Origin of the sequence: Dactylosporangium sp. CS-047395 (assembly GCF_050942185.1) — a bacterium.
Lineage (GTDB): Bacteria > Actinomycetota > Actinomycetes > Mycobacteriales > Micromonosporaceae > Dactylosporangium.
The window spans coordinates 10,470,899-10,493,147 of record NZ_CP192015.1 but is presented as its reverse complement, the minus strand read 5'-3'; the positions used below and the strand labels follow the sequence as shown (position 1 = coordinate 10,493,147).

At 72.3% G+C, this 22,249-nt stretch carries 16 protein-coding genes; 7 read left to right on the top strand and 9 right to left on the bottom strand.

Annotated elements, in window-relative coordinates:
- Positions 1 to 23: 23 nt before the first annotated feature.
- Complete coding sequence (locus ACQP00_RS48940) at positions 24 to 581, bottom strand: CGNR zinc finger domain-containing protein (protein ID WP_433210805.1); 558 nt, start codon at positions 579 to 581, stop codon at positions 24 to 26.
- Between the two features lie 90 nt (positions 582 to 671).
- On the opposite strand from ACQP00_RS48940, the gene ACQP00_RS48935 reads away from it, so the two are divergent.
- Positions 672 to 1,085: a hypothetical protein gene (locus ACQP00_RS48935; RefSeq protein WP_433210803.1), complete on the top strand. Its 414-nt coding sequence runs from the start codon at positions 672 to 674 to the stop codon at positions 1,083 to 1,085.
- A 297-nt stretch (positions 1,086 to 1,382) separates the two neighbouring features.
- Here ACQP00_RS48935 and ACQP00_RS48930 read toward each other — a convergent pair whose 3' ends face one another.
- From ACQP00_RS48930 to ACQP00_RS48910, 5 genes are all read right to left on the bottom strand, one after another.
- On the bottom strand, positions 1,383 to 2,600 hold the full coding sequence (locus tag ACQP00_RS48930) for an NADP-dependent isocitrate dehydrogenase (protein ID WP_433210801.1): 1,218 nt from the start codon (positions 2,598 to 2,600) through the stop codon (positions 1,383 to 1,385).
- Between the two features lie 235 nt (positions 2,601 to 2,835).
- On the bottom strand, positions 2,836 to 4,035 hold the full coding sequence (locus ACQP00_RS48925; protein ID WP_433210799.1) for a hypothetical protein: 1,200 nt from the start codon (positions 4,033 to 4,035) through the stop codon (positions 2,836 to 2,838).
- Positions 4,032 to 4,799: an alpha/beta fold hydrolase gene (locus ACQP00_RS48920; RefSeq protein ID WP_433210797.1), complete on the bottom strand. Its 768-nt coding sequence runs from the start codon at positions 4,797 to 4,799 to the stop codon at positions 4,032 to 4,034. The genes ACQP00_RS48925 and ACQP00_RS48920 overlap by 4 nt, the downstream gene beginning before the upstream one ends.
- Before the next feature lie 11 nt (positions 4,800 to 4,810).
- Complete coding sequence (locus ACQP00_RS48915) at positions 4,811 to 5,740, bottom strand: glycosyltransferase family A protein (protein WP_433210795.1); 930 nt, start codon at positions 5,738 to 5,740, stop codon at positions 4,811 to 4,813.
- Positions 5,737 to 6,663, bottom strand: a complete 927-nt coding sequence (locus ACQP00_RS48910) for a sulfotransferase (protein WP_433210793.1) — start codon at positions 6,661 to 6,663, stop codon at positions 5,737 to 5,739. Before ACQP00_RS48910 ends, ACQP00_RS48915 begins: the two co-directional genes overlap by 4 nt.
- A gap of 80 nt (positions 6,664 to 6,743) precedes the next feature.
- On the opposite strand from ACQP00_RS48910, the gene ACQP00_RS48905 reads away from it, so the two are divergent.
- On the top strand, positions 6,744 to 7,562 hold the full coding sequence (locus ACQP00_RS48905) for a WecB/TagA/CpsF family glycosyltransferase (RefSeq protein WP_433210791.1): 819 nt from the start codon (positions 6,744 to 6,746) through the stop codon (positions 7,560 to 7,562).
- A gap of 318 nt (positions 7,563 to 7,880) precedes the next feature.
- Here ACQP00_RS48905 and ACQP00_RS48900 read toward each other — a convergent pair whose 3' ends face one another.
- The 3 genes from ACQP00_RS48900 to mfd are packed head-to-tail and all read right to left on the bottom strand — an operon-like array spanning position 7,881 to position 13,101.
- Positions 7,881 to 8,831 carry a MazG family protein gene (locus tag ACQP00_RS48900; RefSeq protein WP_433210789.1) on the bottom strand — a complete coding sequence of 317 codons (951 nt, stop codon included), beginning with the start codon at positions 8,829 to 8,831 and terminating at the stop codon, positions 7,881 to 7,883.
- Between the two features lie 5 nt (positions 8,832 to 8,836).
- The gene (locus ACQP00_RS48895) at positions 8,837 to 9,511 is read right to left on the bottom strand and encodes a hypothetical protein (protein ID WP_433210787.1); all 675 of its coding nucleotides are present in this window, start codon (positions 9,509 to 9,511) and stop codon (positions 8,837 to 8,839) included.
- A 38-nt stretch (positions 9,512 to 9,549) separates the two neighbouring features.
- Positions 9,550 to 13,101, bottom strand: coding sequence for a transcription-repair coupling factor (mfd, locus tag ACQP00_RS48890; RefSeq protein ID WP_433210785.1), 3,552 nt, complete (start codon positions 13,099 to 13,101; stop codon positions 9,550 to 9,552).
- A gap of 243 nt (positions 13,102 to 13,344) precedes the next feature.
- On the opposite strand from mfd, the gene ppc reads away from it, so the two are divergent.
- The 5 genes from ppc (at position 13,345) to ACQP00_RS48865 (ending at position 22,248) form a co-directional block, all read left to right on the top strand.
- Positions 13,345 to 16,164: a phosphoenolpyruvate carboxylase gene (gene ppc / locus ACQP00_RS48885; protein ID WP_433210783.1), complete on the top strand. Its 2,820-nt coding sequence runs from the start codon at positions 13,345 to 13,347 to the stop codon at positions 16,162 to 16,164.
- 27 nt (positions 16,165 to 16,191) lie between these two features.
- Positions 16,192 to 17,721, top strand: a complete 1,530-nt coding sequence (gene cysC / locus ACQP00_RS48880) for an adenylyl-sulfate kinase (RefSeq protein ID WP_433224293.1) — start codon at positions 16,192 to 16,194, stop codon at positions 17,719 to 17,721.
- Between the two features lie 104 nt (positions 17,722 to 17,825).
- A complete protein-coding gene (locus ACQP00_RS48875) occupies positions 17,826 to 19,661 on the top strand; it encodes a Wzz/FepE/Etk N-terminal domain-containing protein (RefSeq protein ID WP_433210781.1) in 1,836 nt (611 codons plus the stop codon).
- On the top strand, positions 19,658 to 21,046 hold the full coding sequence (locus ACQP00_RS48870; protein WP_433210779.1) for an O-antigen ligase family protein: 1,389 nt from the start codon (positions 19,658 to 19,660) through the stop codon (positions 21,044 to 21,046). Before ACQP00_RS48875 ends, ACQP00_RS48870 begins: the two co-directional genes overlap by 4 nt.
- On the top strand, positions 21,043 to 22,248 hold the full coding sequence (locus tag ACQP00_RS48865; protein ID WP_433210777.1) for a hypothetical protein: 1,206 nt from the start codon (positions 21,043 to 21,045) through the stop codon (positions 22,246 to 22,248). The genes ACQP00_RS48870 and ACQP00_RS48865 overlap by 4 nt, the downstream gene beginning before the upstream one ends.
- The last annotated feature ends 1 nt before the right edge of the window (position 22,249 follow it).

Sequence of the window (22,249 nt, the reverse complement as noted above, 5' to 3'; positions counted from 1 at the left end):
ATGACGGGTGGGTACGACAGTTTTCATCCGGCCTGCTCGCGGCGCTTCTGCCGGTACGCCGCCGACTTCGCCCGGTTCTGGCACGCGAGCGAGCAGAAGCGGCGCGACGCGTTCTTCGTCGAGTCGAGGTAGAAGGCGTCGCAGGCGTCGGCCGAGCACTGCCCGAGCCGATGCGTCTGCCGGGTGCCGATCAGAAACGCCAGCGCGGTGGCGGATTCGGCGGCCCAGGCGTCCACGATCGGCGCGTCCGCCGCGTGGAAGGCCAGGTGCGGCACTTCACCGGCCGCCGCATGCAGATTTGGTACCGCGCCGAACTCCGCCAGCACCGTATTCAACGCGAACGCGGCGGTCAGCAGGTCGCCCGCGATGCACGTCTCGATCGCGATGTGCAGCCGCCGGGCCACCGAGGCCAGATCGTCGACGTCCGCCGAGGAGATCTCGAAGTCCTCGGTGAGCACGTTGTCGGCCAGTTCGGCGAACGCGTCGGCCAGCCCGGCGTCGGCGGGCACCCGGCGCCCCTGCCGTACCTCGACGACCAGGTCGTTGACGATCGCCACGCACAGATCGATCCATGCCGCCACGTAACTGTCTATTGCGGCTTGACCAGTGATGCCGGGGCGGTCTATCGTCACTGTCATAGCGTATCAAGGCAGTGACGGGGAGGCCTGAACATGCAGTTCGAGTTCACCGACGTGAGCCGCTACGTGGCCGGCGTGGCGCTGCTCTCGATCGTCACCATCGAATTCGGTGGATACTTCCTCACCCGGATCGTGCGCGGGTCGGTGCCGATGACGCCGTTCCAGCAGAACTTCGCCCGGGCGGGCCACGCGCACGCCGGGGTGCTGGTCACGCTGGGGCTGGTCGGCATCCTCTACGCGGACCTGGCAGGGCTCGACGGGGTGCTGGGGTGGCTGGGCCGGATCGGGATTCTGGCGGCGGCGATCCTGATGCCGGGCGGGTTCTTCGCCTCGTCGGCCGGGAAGGACCGGACGACCGCCAACGGGGCGGTCGTGCTGGTGTGGATCGGGGCGTTGTGTCTGGCGGCGGGGGCGTTGAGCCTCGGGATCGGCGTCCTGGCCTCCTGAACCGGGGAGGCCGCCCTGCTCGCCGGGGGACCGCGCTACTGCCGGTGGTTGTCAGGGTGCAGGGGCCGCCAGGCGTACCGGGAGGTGTCCGGAGCAAGTAGGGCGTCGCCTCGAGCGCGCTCGAATTGCGGTGCACGCAGCAGGGTGGCCCGTCGTGAGCCGAACCGTGGCCCGCATGGAGCGCGACGGCCTGTTTTCCGCGGTCATGCGCGGCGCAAAGGCCGCGGAAAAGGGGCCGGCCCCGCTCGGGAACCCTTGTGGGGCTCCGAGCGGGGCCGGCGGTGCTGTGCGCTCGTGTCAGGCGCTCAGGCGCTTCGCGAGGTTCTGGTCCAGCGCGTTCATGAACTCGTCCGTGGTCAGCCACGGGGCGTCGCGCGAGATCAGGAGGGCCAGGTCCTTCGTCATCTGGCCGCCCTCGACGGTGTCGATGCAGACCTGCTCGAGGGTGTTGGCGAAGTTGGTGACCTCGGGGGTGCCGTCGACCTTGCCGCGGTGGGCGAGGCCGCGCGTCCAGGCGAAGATGGACGCGATCGGGTTCGTCGAGGTCTTCTCGCCCTTCTGCCACTGGCGGTAGTGCCGGGTGACCGTGCCGTGCGCCGCCTCGGCCTCGACGGTCTTGCCGTCGGGGGTCATGAGGACGCTGGTCATGAGGCCGAGCGAGCCGAAGCCCTGGGCGACCGTGTCAGACTGCACGTCGCCGTCGTAGTTCTTGGCGGCCCACACGAAGCCGCCCTCCCACTTCAGCGCGGCGGCGACCATGTCGTCGATGAGGCGGTGCTCGTAGGTGATGCCGGCCTTGGCGAACTCGTCCTTGAACTCGGTCTCGAAGACCTCGGCGAACAGGTCCTTGAAGCGACCGTCGTACGCCTTGAGGATCGTGTTCTTGGTCGACAGGTACACCGGGTAGCCGCGGTCGAGGCCGTAGCGGAACGACGCGCGGGCGAAGTCGCGGATCGAGTCGTCGTAGTTGTACATGCCCATGGCCACGCCGCCGCCGGGGAAGTTCGCGACCTCGAACTCCATCGGGGCGCTGCCGTCGGCCGGGGTGTACGTGACGGTGACCTTGCCCGGGCCGGGGACGACGAAGTCGGTGGCCTTGTACTGGTCGCCGTGGGCGTGACGGCCGATGATGATCGGCTTGGTCCAGCCGGGGACGAGCCGCGGGACGTTGGACATGATGATCGGCTCGCGGAAGACCACGCCGCCGAGGATGTTGCGGATGGTGCCGTTCGGCGAGCGCCACATCTTCTTGAGCGAGAACTCCTCGACGCGCGCCTCGTCGGGGGTGATCGTCGCGCACTTGACGCCCACGCCGTACTGCTTGATGGCGTTCGCGGCGTCGATCGTGACCTGGTCGTCGGTCTGGTCGCGGTACTCGATCGACAGGTCGTAGTACTTCAGATCGACGTCGAGGTAGGGCAGGACCAGCTGCTCGCGGATCTGCTTCCAGATGATCCGGGTCATCTCGTCGCCGTCGAGCTCGACGACAGGGTTGTTTACCTTGATCTTCGCCATCGGCCGGGCGCTCCTCTCGCGCTGCCTCAACGGGGGGTCTCCGCCGCCGCGGGGCAGTCCTCGCTGAATCCTCGCTTAGCAGTACGAGCGTACTGCATCCTCGGCCAAACCCCCGACTCGACCCCCGGGCCGCACAAAAGACCGGCTGAGCAGCGAAAATCGAAGCCACCCGATGGAGATGGCCAAAAATCGTGATATGTCCGATAAGTCGCGGCGCGAAGCGCCCGACTTATCGTCAAACCCACAAAGTGCCCGCAGGAGTGTCCTGAATCGAAACACCCACCGAGGCCAAGACGTCCCGCAGCAAGTCGCTCAAGGCGAAGTCACGCCCCGAACGAGCCGCAGTGCGCAGCTCCACCAGGGCGGAGACCAGAGGCGCAAAGCGATCCGGCCCCGCGAACGAGCCCAGCCGCACGAGCATCGAGCGCAGCGCCGCCCGGGCCTGCTCGCGCTCGTCGGAGACGTCCGTGTCCGCGATCCAGTCCTGCAGCGCCTGCTCCAGGTCGAGTGCCGCCGCCACGCAGCCGTCCGGGTCGCGGGCCTCGAAACACCGTTCGAAGCGGGCCGTCGTCTCCAAGGTCGACGCGGCCAACGACGTGAGCGGCGGCGGATCGAGCGAGGCCACGACGGGAGACGAGGAAATCCCAGCCGTGAACGACGAGGAAAACACCGAGAACGGCAAGGTCGTGCCCGCGGGCCAGCGTTGCGAGGCGCCGCCGCGGCGGAGGGTCAGGCCGCCGTTGCCGACGATTTCGACGGTACCGGCGGCAAGGTCGAACAACCCCGCCGTGTGCTCGTCGATGCCGATGATGAACGCGTCGGCCGGGAGCAGCGGCTCGAGCAGCGCAAGGCGGCGTTCGCCCAGGTAGCAGAAGCGGGTGTCGTGGTGCCCGCCCTCGGTGTTGTCGTAGTGCGGGATGATCACGGCGGGCAGCCCGGTCATCCGGTGGAACAGATCCAGGCCCGGCACCCAGTGCGGGTCGACGCCGGCCTTGTAGATCTCGTACACCGGGATCGTGTGCGATCCGAGCGTCAGGGCCGCCGCCGAGGCGAAGCACACCACACCGCCGGCTTCGAGAACCTCGGCCAGTACACCCGGGATCGGCGTTTCTGCCCATTGACGCAGGGCATAGGTCGGGCTGCCCGGGCCCGCGAACAGCCAACCGGCCCCGCGCAGGCCGCTCAGCGCGCGCTCCAGGGGCAGCCCCGGCGCGGGCGTGGTGCGCCACTCGACGACCGCGAGCCGGCGGCCGGTGCTGTCGGCGAAGTACTTGACCGCCTTGGCCGAGATGTCGTCGGCGTTCTCCTGGAAGCCGTACGGCGTGTCGAGCAGCACCGCCGGCCGGTCCCCGCACCGCTTGAAGATCTCCCGGTGCGGCTTGACCATCGTCGGCGCCGTCTCGCCGGAGCCCATGATGACCAGCAGGCCCGTCATGCGAGGCTCAGCAGGTCGGCGGCGACGGCGGCCGGATGCTGGGCGTGCACGTCATGATCGGCACCCGGGTACGCCCGGACCCGCACATCCCGCAGCCCGCCCAGATCCGGCGTGTGCGAACCGGCCGGAATGGCCAGGACCGGCACGCCGATGCGCGGGTAGTACGGCTGCGGCGGGTCGTCCCACATGCTGCGCACGATCCGCATGTGCGCGGGAATCGGCAGCCGCCGCGACAACGAATCGTCGGGGTGCACGACCAGGTTGAACACCGTCGCCTCGATCGCCCACGGTTCCCAGTCGGGATGCGCCGCCCGCAGCCGCGAGCGCAGCGAAGTCGCGCTCAGCCCGGTCACGTCCGGCGGCCGCAGCCGCTCCTCGCACGCCGCCCAGTCCCGGAACTGCGCGGCCAGGTTGATCCAGCCGCCGTCGACCAGCGCCACGGCCCGCACGTGCTCAGGATGAAGAGCCGCCAGGTGTACGGCGACGTTCCCACCCCACGACTGCCCGGCCACAATGCTCGGCGCCCGACCGAAATCGGCAAGCAGACCAGCCAGATCAGCAGCGGCGGTCGCGGTGTCGTAGCCGTCCGGCGGGCTCGGCGACTCCCCGTGCGAGCGCAGGTCGACCGCGCGCACAGGATGGCCCGCGGCGACGAGGTGCGCGGCCACCCCGTCCCACAGCCGGGCGTTCGACGACAGCCCGTGCACCAGCAGGAACGGCGTCCCCGCGAGGCCGTCGCCGTGCACGCGAACGTGAAGCCTCATGGGGCAGAAGCCTAGATGCCGTGGCCTCTTCGGTGGAGGGCCCCGAGGACGCTTTCGACCTTCACCATGCCGGTGACCGCCGCGATCGCGATCGCCGCCCGGGGCTCGCGCCAGTTCGACCGCATCGCGGCCTTGGTCCAGTGCCAGGCCTCGCGCCGATCGCCGGTGGCGGCGGACCAGCAGGCCAGCTGGCCGTACACGCGGCCGGCTCCCGTAGTGGAGTTGGCGATCTCGGGGTGGCGGCCCATCATCCAGCGCAGCGAGGCCATCTTCGTCGCGTACTCGTACGCGAACATCGAGGTCCGCCCCCACAACACGCGCACGAGCGGGTCGTCGACGTGCACGATCTCGCCGCGCTTGGCCGCGCGCAGCAGCAGGTCCCAGTCCTCGTTCTGGCTGCCCGGCGCGTCCTCGGCGACCAGGCCCATCTCGTCGTCGGCGAACGCGGCCCGGCGTACCAGAAACGTCGACGAGTGCAGCATCGCCATCCGCGACCGGACCAGGTCGTCCAGCCCGACCAGCGAGGCGCCGGCCAGCCGCGGGGTGAGCCGGTCGGCGAACTCGACCTCGATCGCCGACGTGCAGAACTCGGCCTGCGGGCGCTGCTGCAGCGCATGGACCTGGCGGCGCAGCTTGGCCGGCAGCCACACGTCGTCGTCGTCGCAGAACGCCACCAGGTCGGTGTCGAGCGCGACGATGCCCGTGTTGCGCGCGCCGGCCAATCCAGGCTTCCGAAGATTCGGCAGTACGTCCAGTGGCCGATCCCCGCCGCGGCACAGATTCGCGTCGGGGTCGTGCTGGTCGAAGATCACGATGGTGCGGACCGGGCCCGGGTAGTCCTGGGCCACGATCCCGGCGACCGCGCGGCGCAGCAGCTCCGGCCGGTTGCGGGTGGGGATGATGACGCCGACGCTCGGCCAGTGCCCGCCGGTGGTGGTCATCGGGCCTCCCCGCGGTAGCCGTAGGCGCCGAGCAGCGGCGCGGTCAGCGCACTGACGACCCGTCGCTGCCGGTGGGGCAGGGCCGTGCGCCAGGCATCGTCGCGGCGCAGCGGCACCGGCCCGACCGTGAAGCGCATCGGGTTGCCGGCCGCGCTGTGGCACGCGCCGAGCGTGGCCACGCCGTCCTGCAGGAAGGGCAGCCCGCCCGGCCGGATGTCGATGAAGCGGGACAGCTCGCGCAGCGTCTCCTCGGGTTTGTCGAGCAGCTCCTCGTACCGCACCCGCTGCACCGGCACGCCACAGCGGTGCAGGGCCGAGAACGCCACGTTGTGCGCGTTCCACAGCAGCGCCGAGCGGCCGGGGGAGTACCGGGTCATCTCCTCGGCGTTGTCCGTCTCCGGCCGCGTGACCTTCTTCGTCCACGAATAGGCGACACCGCGGCTGTCCCGGACCATGTGCACGACCCGCAGGTCGATGCTCGGCGCGAACCGCAGGCAGTAGGCGAGCGCGGCGTGCTTGGAGGAGTCGACGAGCACGTCGGCGCCGGAGACGATCGCGGCGGCCTCGTACAGCCGGGCGTACCAGTCGGCGTACTCCTCGACCAGCAGCCGATGGGCCGGGCTCATCCGCACGCTGGCCAGCCGCGGAATGTGCCGCGTGCGCTCGACGGCGTGCCGGAGCGCGAGGACGCGCCACACGTCGACGTGCTGCCAGCCGCCGAACGCCTTCTCGCCGACGGCCTGCCAGAAGCCGCAGTCGGAGAAGTGGTCGCCGCAGGCGCAGCGCTCGTCGCCGGCGATGTCGCGCTCCCAGAGGTGCACCACCTCCCCGAGCGGACACACGCCGGGCAGTTCTCCCAGCAGGCGTTCGAGCAGCGTGGTGCCGCTGCGACCCAGCCCCCCGAGGAACAGAACGCGTACCAAAGCGTCCTCCTTGGTCGTTTTGGTAGATATGCCAGTTTCGCTGGCATCTGTGAGGTCTAACGAGGAATTGCGGACGAACGATGCTGCGCAGCTACTCCCACACCCGGCGGGTCCCCGTGGGTGGACTGGCGATCGACCCGTTGACCGAGGACGAGGTGGTGGCGCGCGTGCTCGCGGCCCTCGACCGGGGCCGGGGCGGCTGGATCGTCACGCCGAACGTCGACATCCTGCGTCAGGTGGCGCGCGACGAGACGCTGCGCGCGCAGCTCAGCGCGGCCGATCTCGTGGTGGCCGACGGCGCGCCGCTGGTGTGGGCGGCCCGGCTGGCCGGCCGCGCGCTCCCCGCGCGGGTGGCGGGCTCGGACCTGATCTGGTCACTGTCCCAGGGCCTGGCGAGCCGCCGCGGCAGCGTGTTCGTGCTCGGCGGCACGCCGGCCGAGAACCCGGGCGAACGCGACGGAGCACACCGGGCCGCCGACCGCCTCGCGGCGCAGTGCCCCGGCCTGCGCATCGCCGGCGCACACTGCCCGCCGTTCGGCTTCGACCGCAACCCGCGCGCGCTGCGTTCGGTCTGCGCCCGGGTCGTCAAGGCCCAACCGCAGATGGTGTACGTCGGGATCGGCTTCCCCCGCCAGGAGCACCTCATCGCACGGCTGCGAGAGGCACTGCCCGCCACCTGGTTCCTGGGCTGCGGCGCGGCGGTGAACTTCGTGGCCGGCGACGTCCAGCGGGCCCGGCCGGCGCTGCAGAAGGCCGGCCTGGAGTGGCTCGACCGGCTGGCCCGGGAACCACGCCGACTGGCCCGGCGCTACCTGCGCGAGGACGCCCCGTTCGCCGCGGCGCTGCTAGCCAGGTCGCTGCACCACCGGCTCACCCGCCGCCCGGCCCACCGCGCCTGAGCCCCGAAAAGCGTGGAGACCCGGCTCACCCGCCGCCCGGCACGCTGCGCGCGTGAGCCCCGAAAAGCGTGGAGACCCGGCTCACCCGCCGCCCGGTATACCGCGCGCGAGCCCCGAAAAGCGTGGAGACCCGGCACGCCGCGCGCGTGAGACCCGGAAAGCGTGGAAGCCCCGGTCGCTGCACCACCCGGCAAGTGGAACCCGAAACCGTGGAGGCATGGTCTGCCCCCGTGGGCGGCCCTTCCTTTTTACCCCTCTAGCTTATCCGATGCGTCCTAATCGATCTTTTAGTTGATCACCACCAGCAACGCGCAGTAATCAAGCGCCCGCGCCGCGTTCGACGGCCCGCACCGATTCCATGTACGCGAGAGCCGCCGAACGAAGAGCCGCCTCCGCGTCCTCGTCGGCGGCCCGCGCCGAGGCGACGACGGCGAACAGCCGGCCGCCCAGCGTCGTCGGCGGCGGCAGCGGCACGTCCAGCCCCGCCCGTGAGACCCGCTGCAGGAGTTTCGCCGCCAGGGCCAGGGCCGGCTGCGACAAAGCCACCCCGTCCACGGTCGAGGCGCGGGACTTCTCCGCCTTCTTGATCTGCTCCCAGTTGGCGATGATCTCGTCGATTCCGCCCACCTCGGTGTCCGCGAAGACGTGCGGGTTGCGCCGGATCAGCTTGGCCACCAGGTCGCCGGCCACGTCGTCGACGGTGAAGTCCGAGGTCTCCTCGGCCAGCCGGGCGTGCAGGATCACCTGGAGCAGCACGTCGCCGAGCTCCTCGCGGACCGCCTCGGGGTCGTCGTCGGCGATGGCGTCGTAGAGCTCGTACGCCTCCTCCAGCAGGAAATGGGCCAGGCTGGCGTGGGTCTGCGCCCGCTTCCACGGATCGCCGGCCTCGGGGTGCATCAGCCGGTCCATCACGGTCACCACGTCGAGCAGGCGGGCGCCGGCCGGGTCCCAGGAGCCGTACACCAGCTCGAGCTCGGCCAGTCCCGGCTCGCGGGCCAGGCGCAGGCCCAGCTCGCGGGCCAGCTGCTCGTCGCCGTCGGGCGCGGCCAGCCAGACCAGGGTGCCGTGTTCGGCGAGCGCCGCCAGCAGCGTGTCGACGGAGGGAGCCACGACCGAGACCGTCGCGCCGGCGGCGCGCAGGGCCGCGGTCTGTTCGGAGTCGGCCGCGGTGAGCACGGGGTGGGCGCGCACCAGGTCCCAGGCCTGCGCGGTCAGCACCCCCGCCGGCAGCCGAGGGGAGGTCACCAGCAGGACCACGCTACGAGACACCGACGTCAAGCCTCCTCGAACGCCACGTCCAGGTGCCGGCCGTTCAGCACCACGGGCAGGACCACCGGACCGTACCGCGGGTTGACCGACACGTCCGCGCCGGCCATCGCGCCGGCCAGGCGTTGCTGGGCGCCGAACAGCGTGGCCAGGTTGAGCTGGGTCTTGAAGCGGTGCACGGCCTCGTCGTAGTCGACGTCGGGGTCGGCCGCGCCCGCCTCGTAGAGCCGGTCCGCCTCGTCGTCGGTCAGCGGGCGGTTCTGCTCGGCCGCGGCCACCGACTGCAGGCCGGTCAGGTATTCCGTCCACAGCCGCACGTAGCGGTCGGCCGGCGGCATCGCGAAGGTCTCGGCGATCGTGTCGGCCGGCGCCGGGTGGGTGGTCAGACCGCGGTCGGCGATGACCCGCCGACCCAGGTCGGCCAGGACGATCAGGGACACCACCTCGGTGCCGGTGGTGCGCACGATCGGCGGTGGCAGGGTGCCCGGATCGGTGGCGCGGGCGGCGGCGAACGCGGCGATGCGCCGGTCGGCCTCGTCGTTGACGCCCCGCACGATCGCGTCGACCTCGGCCGCGGAGACCGTGCGGTCACCGAGGTACACGGCGACGTCCGGCTGCGAGCGGCACGCGGTCAGGAAGACCAGCGAGAGGGCGATGGCACCGGCGAAGCGACGAACACGCATAGTGCACCACCCTCCCACAGGGGAATCCGCGAACCCGGTCACGCCGCGACCGGGTCACCCAACACGGTCTTGAGCAGTTCGGCCGCCCACTCCAGCAGCTGGGTGTCCCGCATGGGCTCGCCACCCACCCGGCGGGTCGACGGGCGGGGCAGCGAGACCGTGTCCGCCGCCGCCTTGAACACCGACTCCGGGTAGAGCCGCTTGAGCCGCATCTGCTTGGAGTCCGGCAGCGGCAGCGGCCCGAAGCGCACGTGCTTGCCCTGCAGTGACACGTCGGTCAGCCCGTAGGCGCGGGCCAGGAACCGGAACCGGGCCACCGCCAGCAGGTTGGCCACCGGCTCCGGCGGCTCGCCGTAGCGGTCCTTCATCTCGGCCACGATCTCGTCGAGGGCGGCGTCGTCCTTGGCCCCGGCGATCTTGCGGTAGATCTCCAGGCGGAGCCGCTCGGCCGCGATGTACTCCAGCGGCAGGTGGGCGTCGACCGGAAGGTCGATCTTGACGTCCGGCTCCTCCTCCTCGGGCCGCTCGCCCTTGAACTGCTGGACCGCCTCGCCGACCATGCGCACGTAGAGGTCGAAGCCGACGCCCTCGATGTGGCCGGACTGCTCGCCGCCGAGCAGGTTGCCGGCGCCGCGGATCTCCAGGTCCTTCATCGCCACGTACATGCCGGCGCCGAGCTCGGTGTGCTGGGCGATGGTGGCGAGCCGCTCGTGGGCGTGCTCGGTCAGCGGCTTGTCCGGCGGGTACAGGAAGTAGGCGTAGGCCCGCTCCCGCCCGCGGCCGACCCGGCCCCGGATCTGGTGCAGCTGCGCGAGGCCCAGCAGGTCGGCGCGCTCGACGATCAGGGTGTTGGCGTTGGGGATGTCGATGCCGCTCTCCACGATCGTGGTGCAGACGAGGACGTCGTACTCCTTCTCCCAGAAGCCCACCATGATCTTCTCCAGGGCCTCCTCGGTCATCTGGCCGTGGGCGACCGCGACCCGTGCCTCGGGCACCAGCTCCCGCAGCCGGCGCGCCGCCCGCTCGATCGACTCGACCCGGTTGTGCAGGTAGAAGACCTGGCCGTCGCGCAGCAGCTCGCGGTGGATGGCCGCGGACACCTGCTTGTCGTCCTGGGCGCCGACGAACGTGAGCACCGGGTGGCGCTCCTCCGGCGGGGTGGCGATGGTGGACATCTCGCGGATGCCAGTGATCGCCATCTCCAGGGTGCGCGGGATCGGGGTGGCCGACATGGTCAGCACGTCGACCGAGGCCCGCAGCTGCTTGAGGAACTCCTTGTGCTCCACGCCGAAGCGCTGCTCCTCGTCGACGATCACCAGGCCGAGCTGCTTGAACCGGGTCGCGGTCTGCAGCAGCCGGTGGGTGCCGATGACGATGTCGACGGTGCCGTCGGTGACCTTCTCCATCGTCAGCTTCGTCTCGGTCGGGGTCTGGAACCGCGACAGCTGCCTGACCTCCACCGGAAACTGCGACACCCGCTCGGAGAACGTGTTGAAGTGCTGCTGGGCCAGCAGCGTGGTCGGCACCAGCACGGCGACCTGCTTGCCGTCCTGCACAGCCTTGAACGCCGCCCGCACCGCGATCTCGGTCTTGCCGTAGCCGACGTCGCCGCAGATCAGCCGGTCCATCGGCACCGACTTCTCCATGTCGGCCTTGACCTCCTCGATGGCGGCGAGCTGGTCCGGGGTCTCGTGATAGGGGAACGCGTCCTCCAGCTCCCGCTGCCACGGGGTGTCCGGGCCGAAGGCGTGGCCCTGCGAGTTCTGCCGCACGGCGTAGAGCTGGATCAGCTGCGCGGCGATCTCCTTCACCGCCTTGCGCGCCCGCGACTTGGCCTTCTGCCACTCCGAGCCGCCCATCTTGTGCAGCGTGGGCGCCTCCCCGCCGACGTAGCGGGAGAGCTGGTCGAGCTGGTCGGTGGGGACGAAGAGCCGGTCGCCGGGCTGGCCGCGCTTGGACGCCGCGTATTCGATGACCAGGTATTCCCGGTCGGCCCCGTTCACCGTGCGCTGGACCATCTCCACGTAGCGGCCGATGCCGTGCTGCTCGTGCACCACGTAGTCGCCGGCCCGCAGCTCCAGCGGGTCGATCTGGTTGCGCCGCCGGCTGGGCATCTTGCGCATGTCCTTGGTGGACGCGCCCCGCCCGCCGGAGATGTCGGTCCCGGTGATGACCGCGAACCGGGCGTCCTCGTCGAGGAAGCCGAGCTCGAGCGAGCCCGTCGTGACCGTGACGACCCCGGCCGCGGGCTTCGAGTCAATCGCCTCGACGAACGACACCCCGAGGTCTGAGCCCCGCAGCACCTCGGCCGCCCGCTGAGCGGGACCGGTGCCCTCGAACACCAGCGCGACCCGCCACCCGTCGCCGGTCAGCCGCTTGAGGTCGTCCACGACCCGCGCGGTCTCGCCGTGGTAGAGCGGGACGGCCTGCGCGGCGAGCGAGATCGAGACCGCGTCGTCGGAGACCACCACGGCCTCCGGCGAATCCGGAGAAGCCGCGAACGGGCTCAGCGACCACCACGGCTGGCCGAGCGAGGAGGCCGCCGCCCGGACGTCGCCGAGGTGGCGGAAGGCCGCCGCGCCGAGGTCGATCGGGGCCTTGCCGCCCACCGCGGCCGCGGCCCAGCTGGCCTCCAGGAACTCGTCGCTGGTGCGCACCAGGTCGTGGGCCCGGGTGCGGATCCGCTCCGGGTCGCACAGCAGGACGTGGGTGCCCTCCGGCATGCAGTGCAGCACCAGCTCGAGCGAGTCGGTGCCGCCGAGCAGGGCCGGGGCCAGGGACTCCATGCCCTCGACGGGGATGCCGCCGGCCAGCTTGTCGAGCATCTCGGCCAGCTGCGGGTGGTCGGTGGACAGCGCCCGGGCCCGGTCCCGCACCTCGTCGGTGAGCAGCAGCTCGCGGCACGGCGGGGCCCACAGCCGCTCGACCTTCTCGATGGTGCGCTGGTCGGCGACGGCGAACGAGCGGATCTCCTCCACCTCGTCGCCCCAGAACTCGACCCGCAGCGGGTGCTCCTCGGTCGGCGGGAAGACGTCGAGGATGCCGCCGCGGACCGCGAACTCACCGCGCTTGGTGACCAGGTCGACCCGGGCGTAGGCGAGCTCGGCCAGCCGGACCGTGAGCTCGTCGAGGTCGGCCGCCAGACCGGGCGCCAGCTCGATCGGCTCCAGGTCGCCCAGCCCCTTGAGCTGCGGCTGGAGCACCGAGCGGACCGGCGCGACGACGACCCGGGGGCGGGGCGCCTCGGGCGTCGGGTGGGCCAGCCGGCGCAGCACCGACAGCCGCCGGCCGACCGTGTCGGAGCGGGGTGACAGCCGCTCGTGCGGCAGCGTCTCCCACGACGGGTACACCGCCACCGACTCCGGGTCGAGCAGGCAGCCCAGCGCGCCCGCCAGGTCCTCGGCCTCGCGGCCGGTGGCGGTCACGGCCAGCAGCGGCCGCTCCGCGGCGACCGCGGCGGCGACGAACGCGCGCAGGGCCGGCGGCCCGGTCAGGTCGACCTGGTCGCTGTGCCCGGCCCGAGCGAGGTCACGCGCGCGGGCGAGAGCGGGATCGGCGAGGGCGGCTTCGGTCAGTCCGGCAAGCTTCATGGCAAATGCACCCAATGTCCGAAATATCCAGTAAACCCACAGCAAACAACCCCGGCGCCCAGACAGGACGGGGGTGGTCGATGCGGATTCAAGACTATCCGGAGGGTATGACAGAAACCGAGACATGGCTCACCGGGACGCCACGGCCGGACGACGAAGCCGATACGATGCCCCTGAATCGGACAGCGCCGTCCCCAGCCAAGCCGACCGCAATTTGGGCCGACCGCAACTTGGAGGGGACACATGTCTGAGGACGTCGCGGACGCCGCCGACGCCGCCCTGCGCGCCGACATCCGCCGGCTGGGCTCGCTGCTCGGTCAGAGCCTCGTGCGCCAGGACGGCCAGCAGCTGCTCGACCTCGTCGAAGAGGTCCGCGCGCTGGTCCGCACCGACCCGGAGGCGGCCGCCGAGCGCCTGCACGGCCTCGACGTCGTCACCGGCACCCAGCTGGCCCGGGCCTTCTCCACGTACTTCCACCTGGCCAACATCACCGAGCAGGTGCACCGCTCGCGGGAGCTGCGCCGCATCCGGGTCCGCGAGGGCGGCTGGCTGGAGCGGGCCGCGAAGCTGATCGCCGACCGCGGCGTCGGCGTGCGCGAGATCGGCCAGATCGCCTCGAAGCTCGCCGTGCGCCCGGTCTTCACCGCGCACCCGACCGAGGCCTCCCGCCGCTCGGTGCTGACCAAGCTGCGCGCGGTCGGCGACGAGCTCGACGCCGAGGCCGTGGCCACCGCGCTGGACGGCTCGCTGGAGCCGGACAAGACCCGCACCGCGCGCACCGACCGGCGCCTGGCCGAGCTGCTCGACCTGCTGTGGCAGACCGACGAGCTGCGCCTGGAGCGGCCGGAGCCCAGCGACGAGGCCCGCAACGCCGTGTACTACCTGGCCGACCTCGCCAATGGCGCGGCCCCGCAGGTGCTCGACGACCTCTACGAGACGCTGCGCGATCTCGGCGTACAGCTGCCGCCCACCGCCCGCCCGCTGACCTTCGGCTCGTGGATCGGCGGCGACCGCGACGGCAACCCGTTCGTCACCCCGGCCGTCACCCGCGACGTGCTGCTCATCCAGCACGAGTACGGCATCCGCATGGCCGAGGGCGTGATCGACGCCCTCATCGACGAGATCTCGGTCTCCAAGCGCCTGCGCGGCGTCTCGCTGGACCTCTCCGCGAGCCTCGCGGCCGACCTCGACAACCTCCCCGAGCTGCCGGCCCGCTACCGCCGGGTCAACATGGAGGAGTCGTACCGCCTGAAGCTGCGCTGCATCCGCCTGAAGCTCAGCCACACCCGCCAGCGCCTGGCCACCGGCACGCCGCACAAGCCGGGCCGCGACTACCTCGGCACCGCCGAGCTCATCGCCGACCTGGAGCTCATGCGCGCGTCCCTGGCCCGCAACGGCGGCCAGCTGGCCGCGACCGGCAAGCTCGCCTCGGCGATCCGCACGCTGTCCGCGTTCGGCCTGCAGCTGGCCACGCTGGACGTGCGCGAGCACGCCGACGCCCACCACGAGGTGCTGGCCCAGCTGTACCGCCGGGTCGGCGAGGTCGACTACTCCTCGCTGGACCGCTCCGCCCGCCAGCAGCTGCTCGTCGACGAGCTCAACGGCCGCCGCCCGCTCGCGACCCGCGACACCGCGCTGACCGACACCGCGCGCAAGACGTTCGACGTGTTCGCGGCCATCCGCGAGGTGCAGGAGCGCTTCGGGCCGGAGGTCGTGGAGACGTACATCATCTCGATGACCACCGGCATCGACGACGTGCTCGCCGCCGTGGTCCTGGCCCGCGAGTGGGGCCTGGTCGAGGTGAGCGCAGGGGCCGGCTTCGGCGGCGCCGCGATCGAGTCGGCGCGGTCCCGGATCGGCTTCGCCCCGCTGCTGGAGCAGGCCCGCGAGCTGGACATGGCCGGCGAGCTGCTCGACGAGCTGCTTTCCATCCCGGTGTACCGCGCGATCGTCCGCGCCCGCGGCGACGTCCAGGAGGTCATGCTCGGCTACTCCGACTCCAACAAGGACGCCGGCATCACGACCTCGCAGTGGATGATCCACAAGGCCCAGCGCCAGCTGCGCGACGTCGCGGCCCGCCACGGCGTCCGCCTGCGGCTCTTCCACGGCCGCGGCGGCACGGTCGGGCGCGGTGGCGGCCCGACCCACGAGGCCATCCTGGCCCAGCCGTGGGGCACGCTGGACGGCGCGATCAAGGTGACCGAGCAGGGCGAGGTCATCTCGGACAAGTACACGCTGCCCGCCCTGGCCCGGGAGAACCTCGAGCTCACCCTGGCCGCGGTCCTGCAGAGCGCGCTGCTGCACACGGAGCCCCGCCAGCCCGCCGAGGCCCTGGCCCGCTGGGACTCGGCGATGGAGACCGTGTCCACCGCGGCCTTCGCCAACTACCGGGCGCTGGTGGAGAACCCGGACCTGCCCGCGTACTTCTGGGCGGCCACCCCGACCGAGCTGCTCGGCGCGCTCAACATCGGCTCGCGGCCGGCCAAGCGGCCCAACGCCGACGCGGGCCTGTCCGGCCTGCGGGCCATCCCGTGGGTGTTCGGCTGGACCCAGTCCCGCCAGATCGTGCCCGGCTGGTTCGGCGTCGGCAGCGGCCTCAAGGCGGCCCGCGAGGCCGGCCTGGGCGACGTGCTGCGCGAGATGCACGAGAAGTGGCACTTCTTCGCGACGTTCCTGTCCAACGTCGAGATGATGCTGGTCAAGACCGATCTGGAGATCGCCGCACGGTACGTCGAGACCCTCGTCCCCGAGCCGCTGCGCCCGATCTTCGCGGTGATCAGCGAGGAGTACGAGCGCACCGTCGCCGAGGTGCTGGCGATCACCGGCGAGGACGCGCTGCTCGACCGGCAGCCGGTGCTGCAGCGCACGCTCGGGGTCCGCGACAGCTACCTGCAGCCGCTGCACCACCTGCAGGTCACGCTGCTCGGGCAGTACCGCGACAGCAAGTCCGCCGACGCCGGCAACTGGCCCACCGGCCGCCGCTCGTCGCCGGACCCGGCCCTGGAGCGGGCGCTGCTCACCACGATCAATGGTATTGCGGCGGGCATGCGCAACACGGGCTGACGCCTGTGGCAGTCTTGCGGGGTGTCTGTGGATGGTTGGAGCTTGCCGGATGACGTACTACGCGACGCCCCGACCTACACGCCGAAATCCTCCGAGCTCGCCGACCTGGAACTGCTGGTCTCGGGCGCATATGCGCCCCTGACCGGCTTCCTGGGCTCGGCCGACCTCATCGCGCTGCGCCGGACCGGCCGGCTCGCCGACGGCACCGCCTGGCCGGTCCCGGTCACGCTGGAGCTGCCCCGCGGCATCGCGGAGCAGCTCGACGTCGCCGACCCGGCCCGGCGGGTGCTGATCCTGGCCGACCTGGAGGGCGCGCCCGTCGCGGCCCTGGACGCCACCGAGCTCTACCCGGCCCGCAAGACCACGCTGGGCGTGGCCGGCCGGGTGCGCCGCCTCGGCGACGGCGGGCACGGCGCGTTCCGCCGGATGCGCCGCACCCCGGCCGAGGTCCGGCAGTCGCTGCCGCCCGGGCGCATCCTCGGGGTCATCGCCGACCGGCCGCTGCACCGGCCGCAGCTGGCCCAGATCGCGCGGGCCGCCCGGACCCTCGCCGCCCACCTCGTGGTGCTCGTCCCGGTCGACGGCCCCGGCCCCGACGGGCTGGCCCCCGAGGCGCTGGTCCGCTGCGTGCTGGCCGCCCGCGACCGGATGCCGGCCTCGACGATCGTCGCGCTGCCCCTGCCGCACCACGACGGCGACGACATCCGCGACGCGATGCTGCGCACCCGGGTCGCCGCCGCCTACGGCGTGACCCACCTGCTGGCCTCCAGCGAGTCGATGCTCTCCGGCGGCGGCCTGCGCGTGCTGGTGCCCCGCGAGCTCGCCTACGACGGCCGCGACGGGCAGTGGCGCTCCCTGGACGACATCCCGCCCCGGCACCGGCGCCTGCCGCTGACCTTCGCCGAGATCGACGACCACCTGGACCGGGGCACCATCCTGCCCGAGTGGCACACCCCGCCGGCCGTCGCCCGCGAACTCGCCCGGGCCCGCCCGCCCCGCCGCCAGCGCGGCCTGGTGGTGTTCTTCACCGGCCTGTCCGGCAGCGGCAAGTCCACGATGGCCACCGGTCTCGCGGATGTACTGCTGGAAACCGGCGAACGCACCATCACGCTCCTCGACGGCGACATCGTGCGCCGGCACCTCTCGGCCGGCCTGGGCTTCTCCGCCGAGGACCGGGACACGAACATCCGCCGCATCGGCTGGGTCGCCGCGGAGGCCGCCCGGCACGGGGGTGTCGCGATCTGCTGCCCGATCGCCCCGTACCGCGACGCCCGCGCCGCCGCCCGCCAGTTCGCTCACAACGCGGGCGCCGGCTTCGTGCTCGTGCACGTGTCGACCCCCCTCGCGGAGTGCGAGCGGCGGGACCGCAAGGGCCTCTACGCGAAGGCGCGGGCCGGGATCATCAAGGGCATGACGGGCATCGACGACCCCTACGAGGAGCCGCTCGACGCCGAGCTCGCGATCGACACGACCGGCCTGTCCCACGGCGAGGCCGTGACGACGGTGCTTCGTTATCTCGGTAGCAACGGCTGGCTGGACCCCCGCCCGATCCCGTAGCGGAACCGCTTCCCAGGGAGTGAAGCGGACTTATCGCCCATTACGAACCGAGCGACCACGGCGTTAGAGGCTGGAGAACCTGACGCCGAAGGGGCCGCCGCTCAATGGACGCCAACCGCCTGCACACCGCCGAACCCGACTCCCCAGGCGTCGATCTGCTCGGCATGGCCCGGCGCCACTGGTGGCTGGTCCTGGTGCTCGTCCTGGTCGGGCTGGCCGGCGCCGTGCAGTTCACCTCGATGCAGACCAAGGTCTACGAGTCCGCCACCTCGGTGCTGGTCTCGCCGATCGGCAACGGCCAGGACGCCAACTCGACCAGCGGGCGCACCAAGGGCGACATCAACCTCGACAACGAGGCCCAGCTCGTGGCCAGCACCACCGTGGCCACCGACGCCGCCGCCCTGATGCGCTCGACCACGCCGCCGGACACGCTCGCGGCCAGCGTCCGGGTCGAGGTGCCGCCGAACACCACGTTCCTGGTCATCACGTTCTCGGCCAGCACCGCCGAGCAGGCCCAGGCCGGCTCGCACGCGTTCGCCGAGGCGTACCTGCGCAACCGCGAGGAGTCGGCCAAGGCCGACGTCGCCGGGCGCATCGCGATCCTGAACGACAAGATCAACCAGCTCAACGCCGGGCTGACCCAGATCAACGCCAAGCTCGCCACGCTCAAGCAGACCGACCCCAACCGGCCCAACCTGGAGAGCCAGCGCAGCACCGCCACCTCGCAGGTCAACACGCTCGCGGGCCAGCTCAACCAGCTGCTCACCACGACCGTCAGCGCCGGGAAGATCACCCGCGACGCCGACCTGCCGAGCACCCCGGTCAAGCCCAACCGGCTGCTCAACCTGGCCAGCGGCGCGATGGTCGGGCTGCTGCTCGGCGTCGGCGCGGCCATGCTGCGCGAGCGGCTCGACCAGCGCGTCCGGCGCGCCTCCGACCTGCCCCGCCGGGTCGACGTGGGCGTGCTCGCGACCGTGCCGGGCCGGGTCAAGCCGCGCCTCGACGACGTGTTCGCGCCGTTCGGCGCGGGCGGGCGGATCTTCAACCGGCTGCGCAACGAGGTGCTCGCGAGCATCCCGGCCCCCGTCGGCGGCGACGCCCGGGTGGCCCTGGCCGGGCAGGTCGTGGTCGTGGCCGGGGCGAGCCGCGGCGCCTCGTCGACCGTGGTGGCGGCGAACCTGGCGGCGGCGTTCGCCCGTACCGGAGCGGAAACCGTCCTTGTCTGTGCACACCTCCCTGACAGCATGGTCGACACCGCCTCGGTCCATCGGATGCTCGGCGTCCGCGCGGTGCCCGGCCTGTCCGACGTGCTCGCCGGCCGCTTCTCGCTCAGCAGCGCGACGCAGCGCGCCCCGCGCCACCCGAACCTCAGCGTGGTGACCACCGGCGGCACCGCCAGCGCCGGCGGGCTGCTGCAGTCCCAGACCCTGCGGGACACCCTGGCCACCCTGCGGGAGCGGGCCGCCTACGTGGTCGTCGAGGCCCCGTCCACCGCCACCAGCGCCGACGCGCAGAGCCTGGCCGCCCTCGCCGACGCCGCCATCGTCGCGGTGGAGCTGCGCCGGACCCGCAACACCGAGATCGCCGACGCCGCCGACCAGCTGCGCCGGGTCGGCACCCCGCTGCTCGGCGCGGTCGTCCTGCCGCGGCTGGCCGCCCCGCGCAACGCCGACGAGCGCGAGGAGACCCCGGCCCCGGTCACCGTCGCCGACGACATGACCACCGTGCTGGAGAAGATCCCGGCCAAGGACGAGCCCGCCGTCCACAAGGACGAGCAGCCGAAGCGGATCCGCACCACACCGGCCGCCCCCGCCACCCCGCCGCCGGCCACCAAGGCGAAAACGGTGCCGCCGCCGAGCCGGCCGACCCGGGCGACCATCTCGGTCACCCGCATCCCGGCCGAGGCGCCCAGCGAGAACGGTGCCGACAAGCGCCGATGACCACCGTGACGAGCCACCCCTCCACCGAGCCCGCGCTCGGTGCGCCGTCGGCCTCGATCCGCCGCCGGGTCCATCGCCTCAACGCCTGGCCCATCACCGGGATCCTGCTGCTGTACCCCCTGTGGTGGGCCCTGGGCCTCGGCGTCCTCATCTTCTTCATCGCGGCCGTGCCCATGGCGTGGTCGCTGGTCCGCCACCGCGCGGCCGGGCACGTGGTCAAGCTGCCGCCCGCGTTCCTGCTGTGGCTGCTGTTCCTGGCCGCGGTCTGCTTCGGGCTGTTCACGCTCGGCGCCGACCCGGCCGGCACGGTCCCCGGCACGTGGCAGAGCCGCTTCGTGTCCTACGCGTTCCGCCTCGGCGGCTACGGCGCGCTCACCGTGCTGCTGGTCTACGCCGGCAACCTGGAGCGCCGCGCGCTCAGCCAGGAGCGGCTCGTGCGGCAGCTCGCCTGGCTGTTCGCGGTCACCGTGGCCGGCGGCATCCTCGGCATGGCGGCGCCGCGCTTCGAGTTCACCGCGCCGTTCGAGCTGCTGCTGCCGCCGCACGTGCGCCACGACGGGTTCGTGCAGTCGCTGATGCACCCGACCGCGGCCCAGATCATGAACCTGCTGGGCGGGGAGACGCCGCGGCCGGGCGCGCCGTGGGGGTACACGAACACCTGGGGCAACAACGTGTGCCTGCTCGTCGGGTGGCTCGCCGTCGCCGGCTTCTGCCTGACCCGCAAGCGGCGCACCAAGGTCTTCGCGGCCGCGACGCTGCTCGTGGCCATCGTCCCGATCGTGTACTCGCTCAACCGCGGCCTGTGGATCGGCCTCGCGGTGATGGCGGTCTACGTGGCCGTACGGCTGGCGTTGAAGGGCCGGGTCGCCGCGCTGGGCCTGGTCGCCGTGGTCGCGGTCGGCATCGCCGTCGCCCTGGCCGTCACCCCGCTCGGCGACGTGGTCGGCGCCCGGGTGGACAACGGCAAGTCCAACGGCGTGCGGATGTACACCACCCAGAAGGCCCTGTCCGGCATGCAGGAGTCGGCGCTGATCGGCTTCGGCTCGACCCGCACCACGATCGGCGGGCGCAACTCGATCGCCGTGGGTGAGAGCGCCGACTGCGAGCGCTGCGGGAACTTCACCATCGGCGGCAACGGCCAGCTCTGGCAGCTGCTGTACGCGCACGGCCTGCTCGGCACCCTGTCCTACGTCGGTTTCTTCCTGGCCGGCCTGTGGCGGTTCCGGCGCGACGCCAGCCCGATCGGCCTGGCCGGCGGGGCCGCGCTGGTGTCCGGCTTCTCGGCCATGCTCTGGTACAACAGCCTGGTCACCCCGCTGGCCCTGACGTTCCTGGCGTATGCCGTCCTGTGGCGCAACCAGCAGAGGGGTTTCAGCCAGCCATGAGTCCGATCAAGACCGCTCCGGCCGCGCTCAAGGCCGACGACGAGCAGCTGCGCGCCCAATACATCGAGGAAGTGCTCGGCCTGTTGTACCCCGGGCAGGGTGCCCGTCCGGTGCGGTACCTCGTCATTCCGAACGCGCGCAAGCCCCGCCTGCTGGTGCCGGACGATCGCCGGGTCGCCGCCGCGGCCGTGCGCCGCTACGCCGAGCCCCAGTCGCGGCTGGCCCGGCTCAAGCGCGACGCCGTGGTGGCCGCGCTGCGCACCGGGCTGTCCGGGCTGCTGCTGCGCGACCGGCTGACGCTGAGCCCGGCCGAGGACACCATCGACGCGTACCTCGGCCGCCACCTCGGCGCCGGCCTGCGCCTCAGTGTCCACATCGGACCGGCGCGGGCCAACCGCAAACCGGTGCTGCAGCTGCTCGACCCGGCCGGGCGCACCCTGGCCTTCGCCAAGCTCGGCACCGCGGCGCTGACCCGCGAGCTGGTCCGGGCCGAGGCCGCCGCGCTCGGCACCGTCGGCGCCGCCGGGCTCACCCAGGTGCGGGTGCCCGGCGTGCTGCACGCCGGGCAGTGGGGCGAGCACGAGGTGCTGGTGCAGTCCGCGCTGCCGGTCTGGGAGCCGCGGGTGGCGCCGACCGCACCCCGCCTCGCGAGCGCGATGCTGGAGGTGGCGCGCTGCTGCGGCACCAGCCAGGGCCGCCTGGACGGCAGCGGCTACTGGGCCCGGCTGCGGGCCCGCCTGGACGCCGTCGCCGGGCACGCCGAGGGTGCCGCCCTGCGCACCGCGGCCGAGCGCATCGCGCGCGCGGCCGGCGACGTCCAGCTGCACTTCGGCTCCTGGCACGGGGACTGGTCGCCGTGGAACATGGCCGGCGTCGCGAGCGGCGTGCTGGTCTGGGACTGGGAGCGGTTCACCCCGGGCGTGCCGATCGGCTTCGACGGGCTGCACCACGCGCTGCAGCTGGGCATCGGCCGCTCGCCCTCGGCCGGGCAGGCGGTCAACGAGCTCGTCGCGGCCGCGCCGGACCTGCTGCTGCCGTTCGGCGTCGTGCACCGCCAGGCGGTCGAGGTGACCGCGCTGCTGTACCTCATCGACCTGGCCACCCGGTACGTCACCGACCGGCAGGCGGAGGCCGGCGCCCGGCTGGGCGTGCTCGGCAGCTGGCTGCTGCCCGTCCTCGTCGCGCGAGTGGAGGCGCTGTAAC

Excerpts from the sequence above, each read along its gene's own strand:
- mfd (WP_433210785.1), bottom strand. The coding sequence starts at position 13,101 with ATGAAGCTTGCCGGACTGACCGAAGCCGCCCTCGCCGATCCCGCTCTC.
- ACQP00_RS48895 (WP_433210787.1), bottom strand. The coding sequence starts at position 9,511 with ATGCGTGTTCGTCGCTTCGCCGGTGCCATCGCCCTCTCGCTGGTCTTC.
- ACQP00_RS48930 (WP_433210801.1), bottom strand. The coding sequence starts at position 2,600 with ATGGCGAAGATCAAGGTAAACAACCCTGTCGTCGAGCTCGACGGCGAC.
- ACQP00_RS48920 (WP_433210797.1), bottom strand. The coding sequence starts at position 4,799 with ATGAGGCTTCACGTTCGCGTGCACGGCGACGGCCTCGCGGGGACGCCG.
- ACQP00_RS48865 (WP_433210777.1), top strand. The coding sequence starts at position 21,043 with ATGAGTCCGATCAAGACCGCTCCGGCCGCGCTCAAGGCCGACGACGAG.
- ppc (WP_433210783.1), top strand. The coding sequence starts at position 13,345 with ATGTCTGAGGACGTCGCGGACGCCGCCGACGCCGCCCTGCGCGCCGAC.
- ACQP00_RS48870 (WP_433210779.1), top strand. The coding sequence starts at position 19,658 with ATGACCACCGTGACGAGCCACCCCTCCACCGAGCCCGCGCTCGGTGCG.
- ACQP00_RS48915 (WP_433210795.1), bottom strand. The coding sequence starts at position 5,740 with ATGACCACCACCGGCGGGCACTGGCCGAGCGTCGGCGTCATCATCCCC.
- ACQP00_RS48875 (WP_433210781.1), top strand. The coding sequence starts at position 17,826 with ATGGACGCCAACCGCCTGCACACCGCCGAACCCGACTCCCCAGGCGTC.
- ACQP00_RS48935 (WP_433210803.1), top strand. The coding sequence starts at position 672 with ATGCAGTTCGAGTTCACCGACGTGAGCCGCTACGTGGCCGGCGTGGCG.
- ACQP00_RS48905 (WP_433210791.1), top strand. The coding sequence starts at position 6,744 with ATGCTGCGCAGCTACTCCCACACCCGGCGGGTCCCCGTGGGTGGACTG.
- ACQP00_RS48925 (WP_433210799.1), bottom strand. The coding sequence starts at position 4,035 with ATGACGGGCCTGCTGGTCATCATGGGCTCCGGCGAGACGGCGCCGACG.